Here is a 16,719-nt window from a genome sequence, read left to right as displayed (position 1 = left end):
CGACATCCCGCGACGCGCCGGAGCGGCGGCCCGCCGTGGTGATCCTCGCCACCACGCGCGGGCCGCCTGCCCGGGCCCAGGGGGTCTAGGCGACCACTCCGGCGGCCTTCGCCGCATCCCGCACGGCGCCCGCGACGGCACCGGCGACCTTGTCGTTGAAGACGCTGGGGATGACGTAGTTCGGGTTGAGCTCGTCCTCGGTCACCACGTCCGCGAGGGCGTGCGCGGCGGCCAGCATCATCTCGGTGTTGACGGTGCGGGACTGGGCGTCCAGCAGGCCGCGGAACACACCGGGGAAGACCAGCACGTTGTTGATCTGGTTCGGGAAGTCGGAGCGGCCGGTGGCGACGACCGCGGCCGTCTCGCGGGCGATCGCCGGGTCCACCTCCGGGTCCGGGTTCGCGAGCGCGAACACGATCGCGCCGTCGGCCATGGCGGCCACGTCGTCGCCGTCGAGGACGTTGGGGGCGGAGACGCCGATGAAGACGTCGGCGCCGTGCACGGCCTCCTTGAGGGTGCCGGTGAGGCCCTCGGGGTTGGTGTTGTCGGCGATCCAGCGCAGCGCGGACTCCGGGGCGGCGTCGACCAGGTCGGCGCGGCCGGCGTGCACCACGCCGTGGATGTCGGCGACGACGGCGTTCTTGACGCCCGCGGCCAGCAGCAGCTTCAGGATGGCCGTACCGGCGGCGCCGGCGCCGGACATGACGACCCGTACGTTCTCGATCGGCTTGTCCACCACGCGCAGAGCGTTGGTCAGCGCGGCGAGGACGACGATGGCGGTGCCGTGCTGGTCGTCGTGGAAGACGGGGATGTCGAGGGCCTCGCGCAGCCGGGCCTCGATCTCGAAGCAGCGGGGGGCGGAGATGTCCTCGAGGTTGATGCCGGCGAACCCGGGGGCGATGGCCTTGACGATCTCGACGATCGCGTCGGTGTCCTGGGTGTCCAGGCAGAGCGGCCAGGCGTCGATGCCGGCGAACCGCTTGAACAGGGCAGCCTTGCCCTCCATCACCGGCAGCGCGGCCTTCGGGCCGATGTTGCCGAGGCCGAGGACGGCGGAGCCGTCCGTCACGACCGCAACGGAGTTGCGCTTGATGGTGAGGCGGCGGGCGTCCTCGGGGTTCTCGGCGATGGCCATGCAGACGCGCGCCACGCCGGGCGTGTAGACCATGGACAGGTCGTCGCGGTTGCGGATGGGGTGCTTGGACGCCATCTCGATCTTGCCGCCGAGGTGCATGAGGAAGGTGCGGTCGGAGACCTTGCCCAGGCTGACGCCCTCGATGCCGCGCAGCTTCTCCACGATCTCGTCGGCGTGGGAGGTCGAGCCGGCCGCGATGGTGACGTCGATCCGGAGCTTGTCGTGGCCCGAGGCCGTGACGTCGAGGCCGGTGACCGAGCCGCCGGCGGACTCCACCGCGGTGGTGAGCTGCGAGACGGCGGTTCCGCCCGCGGGCACCTCCAGTCGGACCGTCATCGAGTAGGAGACGCTGGGCGCCGTTGCCATGGCCGACTTCCTCTGCTTTCACCGTGTAACTGGGTTGTGCCGTCCGATCGTCGCACCTACCACCGAGTACGCGGTAGCCGCCCCGGATTGCGAACTTTTTGTTCGCACCGATTTCGGAAAACGACTTCCACCATACGAGAAGTAGCCCGTCAGGGGAAGGGGTCGGCGGAAGTGGCGGGCGGGACGTGCCCGGACGGCGAAAGGAACCCGCGGGACGGGAATTGTCTTGCGGGGATCGTTTGTTACCTTGGACGTGGCACCGGCTCGATCCAAGCCCCCGGGCCCAACCTTCGTCGCTACGAGCGACCACTTGCCGCGAGGCGAGCATGGCGGGTCGGTGCCACCTAGACGAAGAGCGAGAGGCCCGCGCCGTCCGACGGCGCGGGCCTCTCGCACGTTCACGTCCCGTGCGCTCAGTCGCGCAGCAGGTCCGGCACCCCCGAGGCGTCCGGCTCGTCCCGCTCGCAGGAGACGACCGTCAGCTGCTGCGTGGCCCGGGTCAGGGCGACGTACAGCACGCGCAGCCCGGCGGGCGACTCGTCGGCGATCTCGGCCGGGGAGACGACGACCGTGGCGTCGTACTCCAGGCCCTTGGCCTCCAGGCTGCCCAGCGCCACCACGCGGTCGCCGAGCCCCTCCAGCCAGCGCCGGGCCTCCTCGCGCCGGTTCATGGCGACGACGACGCCGACGGTGCCGTCGACGAGGCCGAGCAGCCGGGCCGCCTCGGCGCGGACCGTCTCGGCGAGGGAGTCCTCCACCACCGCGAAGCGCGGTTCCACGCCGGTCGAGCGCACGGCCGACGGGGACTGCGAGCCGGGCATGGCGAGGGCGAGGACCTTGGCCGCCAGCTCGGCGATCTCCGCCGGGTTGCGGTAGTTCACGGTCAGCTCGAAGCGGCGGCGCGGGCGGGTGCCGAGGGCCTCGTCACGGGCGGCGGCGGCCTCGTCGGGGTCGGACCAGGAGGACTGGGCCGGGTCGCCGACGACGGTCCAGGTGGCGTGCCGGCCGCGGCGGCCGACCATCCGCCACTGCATGGGCGTGAGGTCCTGCGCCTCGTCGACGATGACGTGCGCGTACTCGGTGCGTTCCTGGGCGAGGCGCTCGGCGCGCTCCCACTGGGTCTCCTCGCGCTGCGGCATCAGCTCCTCCAGCCCGGTGAGCTGGTCCAGCGGGTCCTGCTCGCGCCGCTTGCGGGGGCGGGCCGGGGTGCCGACGATCGCCTGGAGCTCGTCGAGCAGGGCGATGTCGTGCACGGAGTGGCCCTCGCGCCGCAGCGAACGGGCCACCTTGCGGACCTCCCCCGCATTCAGCACGCGCCGGGCCCAGCGGCCCAGGCGCCGCTCGTCCGCCATGGCGGCCAGCACCGCGCCCGGGGTCAGCTCGGGCCACCAGGCGTCGAGGAAGGCGATGAAGGAGTCCTCGGAGCTGACGTCCTCGTCGAAGGAGGAGCGCAGCTCGGCGGCGAGCTCGGGGTCGGTGTGCCGGGCCCCGGCGCCCGACTTCTGCCACAGGGCGTCCAGGAGCAGCCGGCGGGCGCGGGGGCGCAGCAGGTTGACGGGTGCGGTGCCGCCGAGGACGGTGCGGCGGATGCCGGCCAGCTCCCCGGCCTCCAGTTCGAGGCGGCGGCCGAAGGCGACGACCCTGAGCAGGGTCGGCGAGTCGGCCGGCTCCAGCGCCCCGCGCGCGGCCTTGCGCAGCACCCTCAGCATGCGCGAGGAGCCCTTGGCGCGTGCGGTGGCCGGGGAGTCGTACAGCGTGGCCTCCGCGCCGTCGACCAGGGAGCCGATCGCGCGGATGGCGACCTGGCCCTCCTCGCCGAGGGAGGGCAGTACGCCCTCGGTGTACGCCACGAGCAGCGGTGTCGGCGAGACGATGAGGATGCCGCCCGCGTACCGGCGCCGGTCCTGGTAGAGCAGGTAGGCGGCCCGGTGCAGGGCGACGGCGGTCTTGCCGGTGCCGGGGCCGCCCTCGACGTAGGTCACGGAGGCGGCGGGGGCGCGGATCACCTGGTCCTGCTCGGCCTGGATGGAGGCCACGATGTCCCGCATGGAGTGGGTGCGGGCCTGTCCGAGGGCGGCCATCAGGGCGCCGTCGCCGACGACCGCCAGCTCCTCGCCGTCCAGACGGGCGGTGACCTCGGGCCGCATCAGGTCGTCCTCGACGCCGAGGACGCGCCGCCCCTTGGAGCGGATCACCCGGCGGCGCACGACCCGGCCCGGGTCGACCGGCGTGGACCGGTAGAAGGGGGCGGCGGCGGGCGCCCGCCAGTCGATGACCAGCGGCGCGTAGTCCTCGTCGAGGACGCCGATGCGGCCGATGTGCAGGGTCTCGGCGATGTCCGCGGTGCCGTCGGGCTCGAGGGCGCCCTCGGCGGGTTCGACCGCCGTGTACGCGCCGTCCGGGCCCTTCTTGCCGTCCTTGCCGAGGAGCAGGTCGATGCGGCCGAAGAGGAAGTCCTCGAACTCGTTGTTCAGGCGGTTGAGGTGGATGCCGGCCCGGAAGACCTGGGCGTCGCGCTCGGCGAGGGCGCCGGGCGTGCCGACGTGGCCGCGCTGGGCGGCGTCGTGCATGAGGAACTCCGCCTCGTGGATCTTCTCCTCGAGGCGTCGGTACACCCGGTCCAGGTGTGCCTGTTCCACGCCGATCTCTCGGTCCCGTACGGAGTCCTCGCGTGTGGAGTCCTCCCGCGCGGAGTCCCCTCGTACGAGGCGTACGGGGTCGTGCTCCGAGTCGACCGCTGAATCCTGTTGAGCCTGTGCGGCCACCGGGCCCCCTTCTGACGTGCTGGGCAGCCGTCAAAAATACGCGAAGGGGGCCCGGGAAGCTACGGCGCGCCTGTGGACCGCGCTACGCGTCGACCTCCACCAGTCGCTTCCCGTCGAAGGTCATGACCTCGAAGTGGGAGATCTGGTTGGGTTCGAAGGCGGCGCCGCCGTGCACGTAGAGCGGCTTCTTGGCCTTTTCGGTGGTGGCGTCCGGGATGCCGTAGCCCCAGTCGGGGACCGTCCAGGAGCTGAGCGTCTCCCGCTCGCCGTTCTTGCCGACGGCGATCAGGGAGCACTTCTGGGGGCCCTTGAGGTTCTTCAGCTCCAGGACCGTCTCGGTGCCCCAGGCCTTCTTCTCCAGCGCCACGGTGGCGCTGACCTGCGTGGCCGGGTCGGTGGCGGTGACCCGGTCCGGCATGGCGGCGAAGGCGGACTCGGCGGCGCTCGCGGCCTGCTGCGTCGCCTCGGTCTTGCGACCGCCTCCGTCGTCGCCACCGCCGCCGCCCGTGGTCGCCACGGCGGCGAACGGGCCGCCGATGATCAGCGCGGCGGCGGTGCCCACCAGGTAGAAGTTGCGGCGGCGCTTGCTCGCCCGGCGTTCGGCGACCTCGTCGACGAGCTTCTCCGAGAGCCGCGGGCTGGGCTTCACGGTGAGCGACTCGGCGATCGCGGGCGTGCCGGTGCCGGGCAGGTCGGCCAGCGCCGCCATCATCGGCTCCAGGCCGGCCAGCTCGTCGAGCTGCTGCGCGCACCACTCGCAGGTGGCGAGGTGCGCCTCGAAGGCGGTCGCCTCGGCGTCGTCGAGGATCCCGAGGGCGTAGGCGCCGACGGTCTCGTGCTCGTTCGGCGCCGGTGATCCCTGCATGGGGACAGAATTACCCGTATCCCCCGGGCCGAATCCCCCGCCGAATCCCTGAGCTCCCCCGTACCCGCTCATCACGCCGTCACCCCCCGCTCCTCCAGAGCCAGCTTCATCGAACGCAGGGCGTAGAACACCCGGGAGCGAACGGTGCCGCTGGGTATGCCCAGTGTCTGCGCCGCCTCATTGACGGTACGCCCTTTGAAGTACGTCTCGACGAGGACCTCCCGGTGGGCCGGGGTCAGGTCGTCGAGCGCGTCCGACAGCGTCATCAGCCACAGCGCCTTGTCGATCTCGTCCTCCGCGGGGATGACCTCCAGCGGCGACGGATCGACCTCCTGCGGCCGGGCCTGCCGGCTGCGGTGGCCGTCGATGACGATGCGCCGGGCGACCGTCACCAGCCAGGGGCGTACCGATCCGGTCGCACGGTTGAGCTGACCGGCGTTCTTCCAGGCACGGATGAGCGTCTCCTGGACGACGTCCTCGGCGCGCTGGCGGTCCCCCGCGACCAGCCGCAGCACGTAGGCGAGCAAGGGGCCGGCGTGCTCGCGGTACAGCGCGCGCATCAGCTCCTCGTCGGGTTCCGAGGACGACTGCGACATGCGATGTCGGGCCCTCGCACCACGTTCATTGGCCACGACGGAATCCTTGCGCACGCCCACCTCCGATGTCCGGGGGTTCCCCCAGTCGGTCGCTCGCCCATTCGGTACGGACGCGAAGTGCGGCGTGTTCAAACCGAGATGAAAGATTTCCCGGGGGCGGTGTGACGAACGGGGCGCGCGGGGCGCTACGGGGACTTACCGGGCGAGGGCGGCGCGGCGGCGGTGCCGGGCGACGCGTTCGCGGTTGCCGCAGATCTCGCTGGAGCACCAGCGCCGGCGGCGGCCGCGGGAGGTGTCCACGTACACGATGGGGCAGTTGTCGCCCGCGCACTGCCTGAGGCTCGCCCGCGCGACGGGGTCGGTGAGGAGTTCCACGGCGTCCCGGGCGAGGGCGCCGAGCAGCGCGGCACACGGCGGCGGCCCGGTCAGCTCCCGCACCAGCGCGCCGTCCGCTCCGAGGACGGCGCGGGGCGCGGGGGGTGCGGCGAGGGCGAATTCGTTGACGCGGGCGAGTGCGAGGTCGTACGCGGGGGTCGGGGGTACCGGCCGGGTGCGCACCAACCTCGCGGTCTCGGCGCGCAGTTCGCGGAAGCCGGTCAGCCAGGTGGGGTCGGCGTGGGTCAGCGGGGTGCCGGGCGGGACGAGTCCGGAGCCGGTGATCCAGGCGCGCAGCGCGTCCAGGGAGCCGAGGCGTTCCACGGGGTGGGTGGTGGCGATGAGGTCCAGACAGGACCGCCCGGTGTCGAACCGCAGCTCGTACGGGTCGGTGGCCGTACCCAGTGCCATGTTCCTGTCACCGCCTTGGGTGGCCCGGTGGAGGGTGGGCGGGCCGGAGAGGGGAGCAGGGGAACCGCTCCTTCTACAGTGCCTGCCCGCCCGCGCGCCCGGAACCCCTCGTACCGCCCCCGTGTGGACGCTCGCGCATGCGCCCGCGCGTCCGGGCCATGTCCGGCGCGCCGCGGCGCCCGTTGACTGGACGCATGGCAGAAATCAACGGGGTACGGCGGTCCCGCACCGCCGGTGGAGTACTGGTCGCGGCCACGGTCGCCACGGGCCTGATGGCCGGGACCTTCTACGTCTTCGCCTGTGCCGTGATGCCGGCGCTGGCGCGCAGCGACGACCGGGTGTACGTCGACGTGATGCGCGACATCAACGAGGTGATCGAGAACGCGGTGTTCCTGCCGGTCTTCCTGGGCGCGTTGGTGCTCGCGGGCCTGGCGGGGTGGCAGTCGCGCCGGGCGCCGGGCCGCTGGTGGGTCTGGGCGGGCGCGACGGCGTACGCGCTCGCCTTCCTGGTCACCGTGGCAGGCAACGTCCCCCTGAACGACGCCCTGGCCCGGCCCGGCGATCCGGCGGCGCTGCGGGAGCGGTTCGAGGACCCGTGGCTGGCCTGGAACGCCGTACGCGCCGCGCTGTCGACGGTGGCGACGGGCTGCCTGGCGGCGGGGGCGGCGGCGCGGGTACGGACGACGTCATGGGCCGCTTCGGGGGCGGTACGGCGGGAGGCCGTGCACGGGTCACCCCGGTGAGCGCCGCGGACGGCGTCCCCGTCGCGGGTGCGGTGAGTGTCGGTGGCGGGTGCCTGCGGCGCCTGTGCGGGTGCCTTCGGCGGTGGTGGCGGGTGCCTGCGGCGCCTGTGCGGGTGCCTGCGGCGCCTGTGCGGGTGCCTTCGGTGGTGGTGCGGGTGCCTTCGGTGGTGGTGCGGGGTGCCTGCGGCGCCTGTGCGGGTGCCTTCGGCGGTGGGGGTGCGCGTAGCGCCTTGGGGTGCGTGGTGGGTCGGGGCCGCGCCGGGGGGTGTCCGTCCTCGGAACGGCGCGGAATCGGTCGGCCACAGAAGTGAACCGCGTTGACGCGCCAACCGCTGCGGGCGGACACCCCCCGACACGTCCCCTTCCCGCCGTACGCGGGCGACGGGTCAGTCCGTCGTGTACTTGCTGGTCGTCGCCGGGTCCAGGGCGAGGCGGTAGCCGCGTTTCACCACCGTCTGGATCAGCTTCGGGGTACCGAGGGAGGTGCGCAGGCGGGCCATGGCCGTCTCGACGGCGTGCTCGTCGCGGCCGGTGCCCGGCAGGGCGCGCAGCAGCTCCGCGCGGGGCACGACCCAGCCGGGCCGCCGGGCGAGGGCGCGCAGCAGGGACATGCCGGCGGGCGGCACGGTCCGCAGCTCCCCGTCGACGAGTACCGCGTGTCCGCGGATCTCCAGGCGGTGCCCGGCGACCGGCAGGGCGCCGGCGCGGGTCGGCAGCTCCTGGCAGAGCAGCTGGACGAGGGGCCCGAGCCGGAAGCGTTCGGGCTGGACCGTGGCGACGCCGTGCGCCTGGAGCGGCACCGCGGTGACCGGTCCGACGCAGGCGGGCAGCACGTCGTGGCCGAACGCGGCGAGCAGCTCCGGCAGCATGCCCCGCTCCTCGGCCCGCCCCAGCAGGGACACCGCGGCCGGCGCGCTGGTGAACGTCACGGCGTCCACGCCCCGCGACACGGCGGCGTCCAGCAGCCGGTCCACGGGCCCGAGGTCCTCCGGCGGCAGCCACCGGTACACGGGCACGCCCAGCACCTCGGCGCCGCCCTCCCGCAGCGCCTCCACGAATCCCGGCAGCGGCTCCCCGTGCAGCTGTACGGCGATCCGGCGGCCCTCGACACCCTGCTCCAGGAGCCGGTCCAGGACCTCGGCCATGGACTCCGAGGCGGGCGACCACCGCTCCGTCAGTCCCGCGGCCCGGACCGCGCCCTTGACCTTGGGCCCGCGGGCCAGCAGCTCCACCGTGCGCAGCCGCTCCAGCAGGGCGTCCCCGAGGCCCCAGCCGTCGGCGGCCTCGACCCAGCCCCGGAACCCGATGGCGGTGGTGGCGACGACGACATCCGGTGCCCGGTCGACGATCCGCTTGGTCGCGGCCATCAGCTCGCCGTCGTCGGCGAGCGGCACGATCCGCAGCGCCGGCGCGTGCAGGACGGCGGCTCCGCGGCGCTGGAGCAGCGCGCCCAGTTCGTCGGCCCGGCGGGCGGCGGTCACGCCCACGGTGAACCCGGCGAGCGGGCCGTGCTCGGGCCCCCGCGCCCCGTCGCCCCCACCGTCCGGCTCCCCCACGTCGCTCACGTCGTCCATCGCTCGCCGCGCTCCGTTCCGTTCACACCCACGTGCACCATCACGTGGCGACCGAGCCTGCCAACACCGCGTGACGGGCTCGGTTCCGCTTCATGTCACCAGTGTTACGTCACACCTCGGCACGGCTGAGCCCGGCCCTCGCCCGGTCCGGGCCCGCGGTGCCCTCCGGCGTCCGTACGGCTGGCCGGCGAAGGTATACCGCCCACGTGACGGCGAGACACACGGCGTAGAAGGCGAGGAAGGCCACGAAGGCGCCGGTGCCCGACCCGGAGGAGAGGAAGGACTGCCGGAAGGCGAGGTTGATCGCGACGCCGCCGAGCGCGCCCACCGCGCCGATCAGCCCCATGGAGGCCCCGGAGAGCCGCCGCCCGTACGCCACCGCCGCCTCCCCCTCCAGCCCCTTGGCCAGCGCCTTGTTCTGGAAGATCCCGGGGATCATCTTGAACGTCGACCCGTTGCCCAGCCCGCTGAGCACGAACAGCACCACGAACACGGCCACGAACAGCGCGAGCGAATCCGCCGCGCTGGCCGCGACCAGTACGGCGGTGGCGGCGGCCATGGCCACGAAGTTCCCCAGGGTGATGCGCGCGCCGCCGTACCGGTCGGCGAGCCTGCCGCCCACCGGGCGGATCAGCGAGCCGAGCAGCGGACCGATGAAGGTCAGGTACGCCGCCTGGAGCGGGCTGCGTCCGAACTGGCTCTGGAGCACCTGCCCGAAGGCGAAGCTGTAGCCGATGAACGAGCCGAACGTGCCGATGTACAGCACGGACATGATCCAGGTGTGGACGTCCCGCGCGGCGTCCCTGGCGGCCCCGGTGTCGTTCTTCACCGAGGCGAGGTTGTCCATGTGGCGTGCGGCGAGCACCGCGGCCAGCAGGATCAGCGGGATGTAGACGCCGAGCAGCACCCGCGGCCCGCCGCCCGCGCCGATGATCGCGAGCGCGGCCAGTTGGATGACGGGCACGCCGATGTTGCCGCCCCCGGCGTTGAGGCCGAGTGCCCAGCCCTTCTTCCTGAGCGGGAAGAAGGCGTTGATGTTGGTCATGGAGGAGGCGAAGTTGCCGCCGCCGATGCCGGCCAGCAGTCCGACCAGGAGGAAGGTCGAGAAGGACGTCCCCGGTTCCATGACGGCGAAGGCCGCGACGGTCGGCACGAGCAGCAGCCCGGCGGAGACGACCGTCCAGTTCCGCCCGCCGAAGACGGCGACGGCGAAGGTGTACGGCACCCGCACCACCGCGCCGACGAGCGTCACGACGGACGTCAGCAGGAACTTGTCGGCCGGTGTCAGCCCGTACTCCGGGCCCATGAAGAGCACCAGCACGGACCACATCGTCCAGACGGAGAAGCCGATGTGCTCGGACAGGACGGAGAAGAACAGGTTCCGCCGGGCGGTCCGCTCCCCCGTCTCCCGCCAGAAGGACTCGTCCTCGGGATCCCAGTACGTGATCCAACGGCCGCCAGGGACTGTCATGACGCCTCCACGGTGCTCCACAGCTCGGTTGCGCCGACGCTAGGCGGGACGCGTTTCGGGCCGGTGGGGCTGTGGATGACCGGGAGGGAACGTCGCTCTCACCCGGCGCCGGTGGCCGGTGAGAGATCGCGGTCAGCCCTGCGGGGGCTGGGGCTGCCAGTGCGGGTTCTGCTGCGGGTAGCCCTGCGGCGGGTACGGCTGCTGTCCCTGCGGGGGCGCGTAGGGCTGCTGGGCCTGTGGCGCCTGCTGCGGCTGGGCGTACGGCTGCGGCGGGTACGGCTGCTGCTGCGGCTGGGCGCCGTACGGGCCGGGGGCCGGCTGGCCGTAGCCGCCGGGCGCGGTGCCGAACGGGTTTCCGTGGCCCGGCAGCTGCCCGCCGGGCGGCAGGTAGCGCACCCGGCCCGTCTCGTCGGTCATCGGCATGAACCCGGCCGCCTGCAGCCGGGCCGCGAACTTGGCGTTGCGCTTGCGGGTGGCGAGGAAGCCGATGCCCAGGGCCGCCATGAGGACCAGCCAGATGATCCCGGAGATGACGAAGTCGTCGGACGAGCCGCCCTCGCGGAAGGCGATGACCACACAGGCGACGGTGCCGCCGAGCGCGCCGTAGCCCATGTTCTTCTGGGCGTTCTTTCCGGTGAGGTCGAACTTGATCCGCGCCTTGAGGAGTTCGAAGGCGTCCGGCACGAGCGGCGGCAGCGACACGCCGTCGCCGGCGTTCGGGTACTGCGCCCAGTTCTGCGCGGCCCGGGTGCGGGCCTGCGGGCTCGGGTCGGGGACGAGCAGCATGGTGAGCGCGGTGTTGTTCCCGCCGCTCTGACGGACGTCGGCGTACTCGTACCCGAACTGCTGGGCGACGAAGGCCAGCTTGGCGAGCTTCTTCACGGACGACATCCGGCTGGTGAGCTGGACCGGCTCCCCGCTCGCCATCAACTGCAGCATCTGCTGCGTCTGCCGCTTGCTCATCCCGCTGCTCCCCCTGACCGGCTCACGCCACCCTGTTCACTTCCGCAACCGGGGCAGTCTCGCACGGAGGGCCGACAGCCGTCAGCCCCGGTGCGGGAGCCGCCCCGGTCGAAAGGGTCAACTCCGGTGCGTGGCGCGGGCCCTCGGCTGCTTCGGTGCCGGGCGCTTGCCGCCGTCCGGCCACAGCTGGGGCTTGCGCTTGGCGGCCACGTCCTCCATCCAGCCGAACCAGACGATGCAGCTCCCGATGAGCAGCCAGGCGATGGCCAGGACCGGCCAGGGGCTCTCCAGCAGCCAGGGGACGTTCTCGTAGATGACGTCGAAGCCCCACAGCTGGTCCCAGAGCGTGGCCGCGACGAGGATGCAGACGTTGTGCCACAGGTAGATCGTCACCGCGCGGGAGTTGAGCAGGGTGATCAGCCGGTCCCAGCGGCGCAGCCGGCGCGGCCACTCGGTCCACGAGGGGCTGACGTGCAGGAGCAGCAGCACCGTCGCGAAGGACCAGACGGCCTGGGCGAAGGGGATGGAGTCCAGGTCGTACCCGGTCTTGAAGCCCTCCCGGAAGGCGTACCAGAGGCCCAGCGCGGCGATCACCGGCGCCACCGAGGGGACCACGTAGCGCGGCAGCCGTTTCAGGACGCCTTCCTGGTGGGCCATGCCGAGGATCCAGCAGGCGCCGAAGGTGCTGAAGTCGGTGAGCGCGGACGGGAAGCGCTCGCCCGGCAGGTTGAGGTAGCCGAACTGGAAGGCGGCCGACAGCACCAGGGGCGCCAGGATCGTCAGCCAGGGCAGGGCGCGCAGCGCGCGCAGCAGGACCGGGGAGAGCAGGACGTACCAGAGGTAGGCGCGGATGTACCAGAGCGGCCCGGCGAGTTCCCCGGCCCAGTCCTCGCCCAGGATGCCGTGGATGCCCGGCACGCTCTCGGCGAAGGGCGGGTCGCTCAGCGGCAGGATCCAGTAGAGGAGGTGGAACCACCACCAGCCCGGGTGCCCGTCCTCGTTCGGTCCCCAGCCCTGCAGCACCATGCCGGTCACGCCCACGGCGCCCAGCAGCCACAGCGGCGGCAGCAGGCGGCGCATGCGGCTGCGGACGACCTGGACGGCCGGGCGCTTGAGGCTGCGGGCCATCAGGTTGCCCGCGAGGGCGAACATGACGCCCATGGACGGGAACACCACCGGCAGCCAGGCCCAGCCCATGAGGTGGTAGAGGACCACGCGGAAGAGGGCAACCGCCCGCAGCAGGTCGAAGTACCGGTCCCGGACGGGACCGCGCCGGGCCCGCTCCTGCCGGGGCGCGGCCGGGTCCACCGAGGCGGGCGAGGCGGACTGGGCGGACAGGGCGGCCGGGTCCGCGCCGGCGGGCGGGTACGGGGACGGTGGTGCGGTCACGTGCGGGGCTCTCCGGGTGGCGGCCGGCGCGGAGGCGGCCGGGACGGGCGCTGGGGGCGGGACGGGCGCGGCGGGGTACGGCCGCGTCGGGTCGAACGGCGGGGTGGTCATCCGACCGGCCGCCTCCCGTCCATGGCGCCGGAGCGCCGCTGGGGCGGTACGCCGTCGGCACCGGGCGGCGGCGCGGACACACCGCCGCTGCGCCGCAGCTTCTGCCAGCGCAGCCGGCCGCCGGTGAGCGCCGTGATCCAGGACTGGAGCAGCACCACGTACATGATCTGCCGGTACAGGATCTGCTGGAGCGGCAGCGAGATGAGCGGGGTCAGCTTCTCCCGGTCGAGCCGGAAGGCGTACGCCGCGCACACCGCCTGGATGGCGAGGACGCCCAGCCACGCCACGATCGTCTTGTCGGTCGGGCCGAAGACGAGGCCGTAGAGCAGGAAGACGTCGATCAGCGGGGCCAGCAGCGGGGCCACGACCATGAACAGCGAGACGAAGGGCAGGCCCACCCGCCCGAAACGGCCCGAGGGACCCTTCTCGATCACCGCGCGGCGGTGCTTCCAGATGGCCTGCATCGTGCCGTACGACCAGCGGTAGCGCTGGGACCACAGCTGGCTGACGGACTCCGGGGCCTCGGTCCAGGCGCGGGCGTTCTCGGCGTAGACGACCCGCCAGCCGGCCCGGTGCAGCGCCATGGTGACGTCGGTGTCCTCGGCGAGGGTGTCGTCGCTCATGCCGCCGATGGGTTCCAGGGCGGAGCGGCGGAAGGCGCCGACCGCGCCGGGGATGGTCGGCATGCAGCCCAGGACGTCGTACATCCGGCGGTCCAGGTTGAAGCCCATCACGTACTCGATGTGCTGCCAGGCGCCGATGAGGCTGTCCTTGTTGCCGACCTTCGCGTTGCCGGCCACGGCGCCCACCTTCGGGTCGCCGAAGGGCTGGACGAGTTCGCGGACGGTGGAGGGCTCGAAGACGGTGTCGCCGTCCATCATCACGACGATGTCGTGACGGGCGTTGGCCAGGCCCCGGTTGAGCGCGGCCGGCTTGCCCGCGTTGAGCTGCCGGATCACCCGGACGCCCGGCAGGCCGAGCCCCTCCACGATGCGTGCGGTGCCGTCGCTGGAGCCGTCGTCGATGACGATGACCTCGACCGGGTGGTCGCTGGCCACCAGGGAACGCACCGTGTTCTCGATGCACTTGGCCTCGTTGTACGCCGGGACCAGCACCGTCACCGGTTCGGTGACCGCCGGGCCCCAGCGGAAGCGTCTGCGGCGCACCCGGCGGGCGTGGGCACCGGACAGCAGCAGCATCAGGCCGAAGCGTCCGATGACCAGCGTGCCGATGACCGCCAGGCCCACCACCAGGCCGTCGGTGACCTTCTCCGAGGCCTGGACCAGGAAGACCCACGCCTTGCCCTTCCACAGTTCGGCGCCGGTCACCGGGGTCATGGCGCTGGGCGCGTCCAGGGCCTCGGTGAGGTTGTCGAACTCGTAGCCCTTCTCCTTGAGGTCGGGCAGGAACCGGTCCAGGGCCTGCACGGTCTGGTGGCGGTCGCCGCCGGAGTCGTGCATCAGGACGATGGCGCCCTTGCCGCCCTTCGGGGTGGCCCGGCGGATGATCTCGTCGACGCCGGGCTTCTTCCAGTCCTCGCTGTCGGTGTTGTTGACGACGGTGAGGTAGCCGCGTCCGCCGATGTACTCGGTGACCGGCCAGGACTTGTTGTCCATGGCGTCGGCGAAGGAGGAGTACGGCGGACGGAACAGCGAGGTGCGCACGCCGGCCGCGCCGGTGAGTGCCAGCTGGTTCTGCGACAGCTCCCAGTCGATGCGCTTCTCGGACTGGAAGGAGAGGTCGGGGTGGTTGAAGGTGTGCAGGCCCACCTCGTGACCCTCGTCGACCATGCGCTGGACCAGGTCGGGGTAGCGGGAGGCCATGGTGCCGGTGACGAAGAAGACCGCGTGCGCGTCGTGCTTCTTCAGCACGTCGAGGACGCGTGGCGTCCAGGTCGGGTCCGGGCCGTCGTCGAAGGTGAGGACGAGCCGGTGGTCGGGCACGCTGAGGCTCTCGGTGCGCCCGCCGCGCGTGTCGATGACCGGACCGCCCTCGAGGATCTTCTCGGGCACGTCGGTGGTGGCGGCGGGCGGCTGGACGCGGTGGTCGGCGAGGATCTCGCTGTGCACGTATCCGCGCAGCATGAGCATCGCCACCAGGGCGACCAGGACGAACAGCGGAAGCAGCAGGCGCAACGGCAGGCGACGGCGGGAGCCCTCACGGGCGCTGCGCGCGGCCCCGTGACGGCGGGTGCGGGATGCCATCAGAGGGTGTTCTCCGGGGACAGGGAAAGGGAATCGGAAGAAGCGGCGGAGTCGGACGAGTCGGAAGAGGACGACGTGGCGGTGCCGGCCGGACCGGCGGCCACGACGGGCTCGCCGGCCGGGCCCGCGACGGGGTCCGCGCCGCCCGCGCCGTTGGGGTTGGCGCCGCCCTCGCCCGGACCGGCGTCCGTGGTGGTGCCGCCGGTGGGCTCGGTCGGACCGGCGGGGGTGTCGCCGTCGCCCGCCGGGGTGGACGCGTCCGTGGTGGCGGGGGTCGACGCCTGCGTCGACTGCGCCGGGTCGGGGCCGGTCGCGCCGGAACCGCCCGCGTTCCCGCCCGTGCCGGGCGCCGAGGACTGCGGGCCGGTGCTCGTACCGGGCTGCTCCGCGGTGCCGCCCGCGACGCCGGACGTACCGGACGCGGGTGCCCCGGCGCCCGGTGCGGTCGCCGTGCCGGCGTCGGCCGAGGGGCTGGTCTGCGGGAAGGCGGCGCCGGTGCCGGAGGGCTGCGCCGACTCCGAGGGAAGCGGCGTGGTGTCGACCTGGCCGGCCGGGGCGCCCTCCTCCTGGCCCGGTACGGGCATCCAGGGCGCGTCGGAGTTGCCGGAGAGCAGCGTGGAGACGATGACGACGGCGTAGACCGCGCAGGCGACGGCGACGAGGATGCCGAGGCGGCGGTACAGGCGGCTGCGGCGGCCCGACGCGTCGACGAAGACGGGGCCTTCGGAGGGCTCGGGGCCGCTCTTGCGGTGTCCGCCGTCGGCGCGCAGGAGTTGGCCGTCGCCGAGGTGGACGGCGTCGAGCTGGACCGTGACCTCGTGCGGGTCGTGGGTGTGACCGGCGGCGTCGGTGCCGGTGCCGGGACCCGCGTCGCCGTCCGTGTCCGGCAGCTCCTGCCAGGGGTCGCGGAGTGCGGCGGTGGCGGGGCCGGGCGGGGGTGCGACCGCGGGTGCGGGTGCCGGTGCGGGGAAGGCGCGGGTGGGACCGGCCGGCGGGAGGATGTCCGTCCGGTCGGGGTCCTGGGCGGCGCCGGTGCCGTGGCCGACGCCGTGGGCGTGGTGGGCGGCACCGGGCGCGGGGGCCGCGTGCGGGGCCCTGCCGAACAGGTCGGGCGCCGGGGCCGCGTTGCCGGGAGCGGCGCCGTTCGGGCCGTGGGTGGGGGCGGAGTTGCCGGGATTCGTCCCGGCGGGGTCGGTTCTGCCCCAGGTTATCCGGCCCTGGGCGGACTGGTCCGGGCCCGGGAGGCGACGAGCGTGGCCGCCTATTCGGGCACCGAGGATCTCCGTCCGGTCCGCGGCGGAACTCCCGTGGCCGCGCGGGCCCTCACGGGACTCCCCGAACCAGCCCGGACCCGACGCGGCCCCGGTGAACCCGGCAGAAACGGAGGAACCGGCAGAACCCGAAGCGCCGGCCGAGCCGGAGGAACCGGAGGAACCGCTGGAATCGGCCTCGCCGGGCCCCCTCGTGCTCATCGGGGACCTCCCCGCCGGAGGGAAGACCCGGGCCGGGGGCAACACCTCGGTGGCGTCAGCATGTCGTCCTGCCTCCGAGAGATCACGAGCCCCGGACTCGACATCGGGCCGCTCCGGTTGGGCGTCTTTTTGCCAATTCTTCACGCGCGCGCACTTCCCCCCACGGAACACTTCCGGGTGCGCACACGACTCCGAGCACTCGTCGGCCGAACCGGCCCCCACCAGGTTCGAGCGCCCCCTGTACCACACCGTGCTCAGGCAAAGAATGTAGCGCACGCG

Annotated in this window: 12 protein-coding genes; 1 reads left to right on the top strand and 11 read right to left on the bottom strand. The window is 73.1% G+C overall.

Going from position 1 to position 16,719, the window contains the following annotated elements:
• Positions 1–85 precede the first annotated feature (85 nt).
• The 5 genes from D1J63_RS22680 to D1J63_RS22660 form a co-directional block, all read right to left on the bottom strand.
• On the bottom strand, positions 86–1,501 hold the full coding sequence (locus D1J63_RS22680; RefSeq protein WP_102929504.1) for an NAD-dependent malic enzyme: 1,416 nt from the start codon (positions 1,499–1,501) through the stop codon (positions 86–88).
• 413 nt (positions 1,502–1,914) lie between these two features.
• A complete protein-coding gene (locus D1J63_RS22675; RefSeq protein WP_164712930.1) occupies positions 1,915–4,266 on the bottom strand; it encodes a UvrD-helicase domain-containing protein in 2,352 nt (783 codons plus the stop codon).
• Positions 4,267–4,348: 82 nt separating this feature from the next.
• Positions 4,349–5,131 carry an anti-sigma U factor RsuA gene (gene rsuA, locus D1J63_RS22670; RefSeq protein WP_125631201.1) on the bottom strand — a complete coding sequence of 261 codons (783 nt, stop codon included), beginning with the start codon at positions 5,129–5,131 and terminating at the stop codon, positions 4,349–4,351.
• A gap of 71 nt (positions 5,132–5,202) precedes the next feature.
• Positions 5,203–5,727: a sigma-70 family RNA polymerase sigma factor gene (locus tag D1J63_RS22665; RefSeq protein WP_007450155.1), complete on the bottom strand. Its 525-nt coding sequence runs from the start codon at positions 5,725–5,727 to the stop codon at positions 5,203–5,205.
• Positions 5,728–5,922: 195 nt separating this feature from the next.
• Positions 5,923–6,513, bottom strand: coding sequence for an ABATE domain-containing protein (locus D1J63_RS22660; protein WP_125631199.1), 591 nt, complete (start codon positions 6,511–6,513; stop codon positions 5,923–5,925).
• 194 nt (positions 6,514–6,707) lie between these two features.
• On the opposite strand from D1J63_RS22660, the gene D1J63_RS22655 reads away from it, so the two are divergent.
• Positions 6,708–7,256 (top strand): anthrone oxygenase family protein, encoded by a 549-nt coding sequence (locus D1J63_RS22655; RefSeq protein ID WP_125631196.1) that lies wholly within the window; start codon positions 6,708–6,710, stop codon positions 7,254–7,256.
• 386 nt (positions 7,257–7,642) lie between these two features.
• Here the strand turns inward: D1J63_RS22655 and D1J63_RS22650 are convergent, their stop codons facing one another.
• From D1J63_RS22650 to D1J63_RS22625, 6 genes are all read right to left on the bottom strand, one after another.
• Positions 7,643–8,830 (bottom strand): uroporphyrinogen-III synthase, encoded by a 1,188-nt coding sequence (locus D1J63_RS22650; RefSeq protein ID WP_125631194.1) that lies wholly within the window; start codon positions 8,828–8,830, stop codon positions 7,643–7,645.
• Positions 8,831–8,939: 109 nt separating this feature from the next.
• Complete coding sequence (locus D1J63_RS22645; RefSeq protein WP_125631193.1) at positions 8,940–10,301, bottom strand: nitrate/nitrite transporter; 1,362 nt, start codon at positions 10,299–10,301, stop codon at positions 8,940–8,942.
• A 132-nt stretch (positions 10,302–10,433) separates the two neighbouring features.
• Positions 10,434–11,264: a hypothetical protein gene (locus D1J63_RS22640; protein WP_125631190.1), complete on the bottom strand. Its 831-nt coding sequence runs from the start codon at positions 11,262–11,264 to the stop codon at positions 10,434–10,436.
• Between the two features lie 117 nt (positions 11,265–11,381).
• On the bottom strand, positions 11,382–12,653 hold the full coding sequence (locus D1J63_RS22635; protein WP_241235592.1) for an acyltransferase: 1,272 nt from the start codon (positions 12,651–12,653) through the stop codon (positions 11,382–11,384).
• A gap of 107 nt (positions 12,654–12,760) precedes the next feature.
• Entirely contained in the window at positions 12,761–14,968 is a 2,208-nt protein-coding gene (locus D1J63_RS22630) for a glycosyltransferase (protein WP_125631188.1), read from the bottom strand.
• On the bottom strand, positions 14,968–16,440 hold the full coding sequence (locus tag D1J63_RS22625; protein ID WP_164712928.1) for a hypothetical protein: 1,473 nt from the start codon (positions 16,438–16,440) through the stop codon (positions 14,968–14,970). The genes D1J63_RS22630 and D1J63_RS22625 overlap by 1 nt, the downstream gene beginning before the upstream one ends.
• Positions 16,441–16,719: the final 279 nt, after the last annotated feature.

The sequence above is a fragment of the Streptomyces sp. KPB2 genome, assembly GCF_003950055.1.
Lineage (GTDB): Bacteria > Actinomycetota > Actinomycetes > Streptomycetales > Streptomycetaceae > Streptomyces > Streptomyces salinarius.
The sequence above is the reverse complement of the archived record's forward strand: the minus strand, read 5'-3'. Positions and strand labels throughout refer to the sequence as shown.

Coding starts and splice junctions, on each gene's coding strand:
- D1J63_RS22640 (WP_125631190.1), bottom strand. CDS start 11,264: ATGAGCAAGCGGCAGACGCAGCAGATGCTGCAGTTGATGGCGAGCGGG.
- D1J63_RS22625 (WP_164712928.1), bottom strand. CDS start 16,440: ATGAGCACGAGGGGGCCCGGCGAGGCCGATTCCAGCGGTTCCTCCGGT.
- D1J63_RS22630 (WP_125631188.1), bottom strand. CDS start 14,968: ATGGCATCCCGCACCCGCCGTCACGGGGCCGCGCGCAGCGCCCGTGAG.
- D1J63_RS22665 (WP_007450155.1), bottom strand. CDS start 5,727: ATGTCGCAGTCGTCCTCGGAACCCGACGAGGAGCTGATGCGCGCGCTG.
- D1J63_RS22680 (WP_102929504.1), bottom strand. CDS start 1,501: ATGGCAACGGCGCCCAGCGTCTCCTACTCGATGACGGTCCGACTGGAG.
- D1J63_RS22655 (WP_125631196.1), top strand. CDS start 6,708: ATGGCAGAAATCAACGGGGTACGGCGGTCCCGCACCGCCGGTGGAGTA.
- D1J63_RS22645 (WP_125631193.1), bottom strand. CDS start 10,301: ATGACAGTCCCTGGCGGCCGTTGGATCACGTACTGGGATCCCGAGGAC.
- D1J63_RS22660 (WP_125631199.1), bottom strand. CDS start 6,513: ATGGCACTGGGTACGGCCACCGACCCGTACGAGCTGCGGTTCGACACC.
- rsuA (WP_125631201.1), bottom strand. CDS start 5,131: ATGCAGGGATCACCGGCGCCGAACGAGCACGAGACCGTCGGCGCCTAC.
- D1J63_RS22650 (WP_125631194.1), bottom strand. CDS start 8,830: ATGGACGACGTGAGCGACGTGGGGGAGCCGGACGGTGGGGGCGACGGG.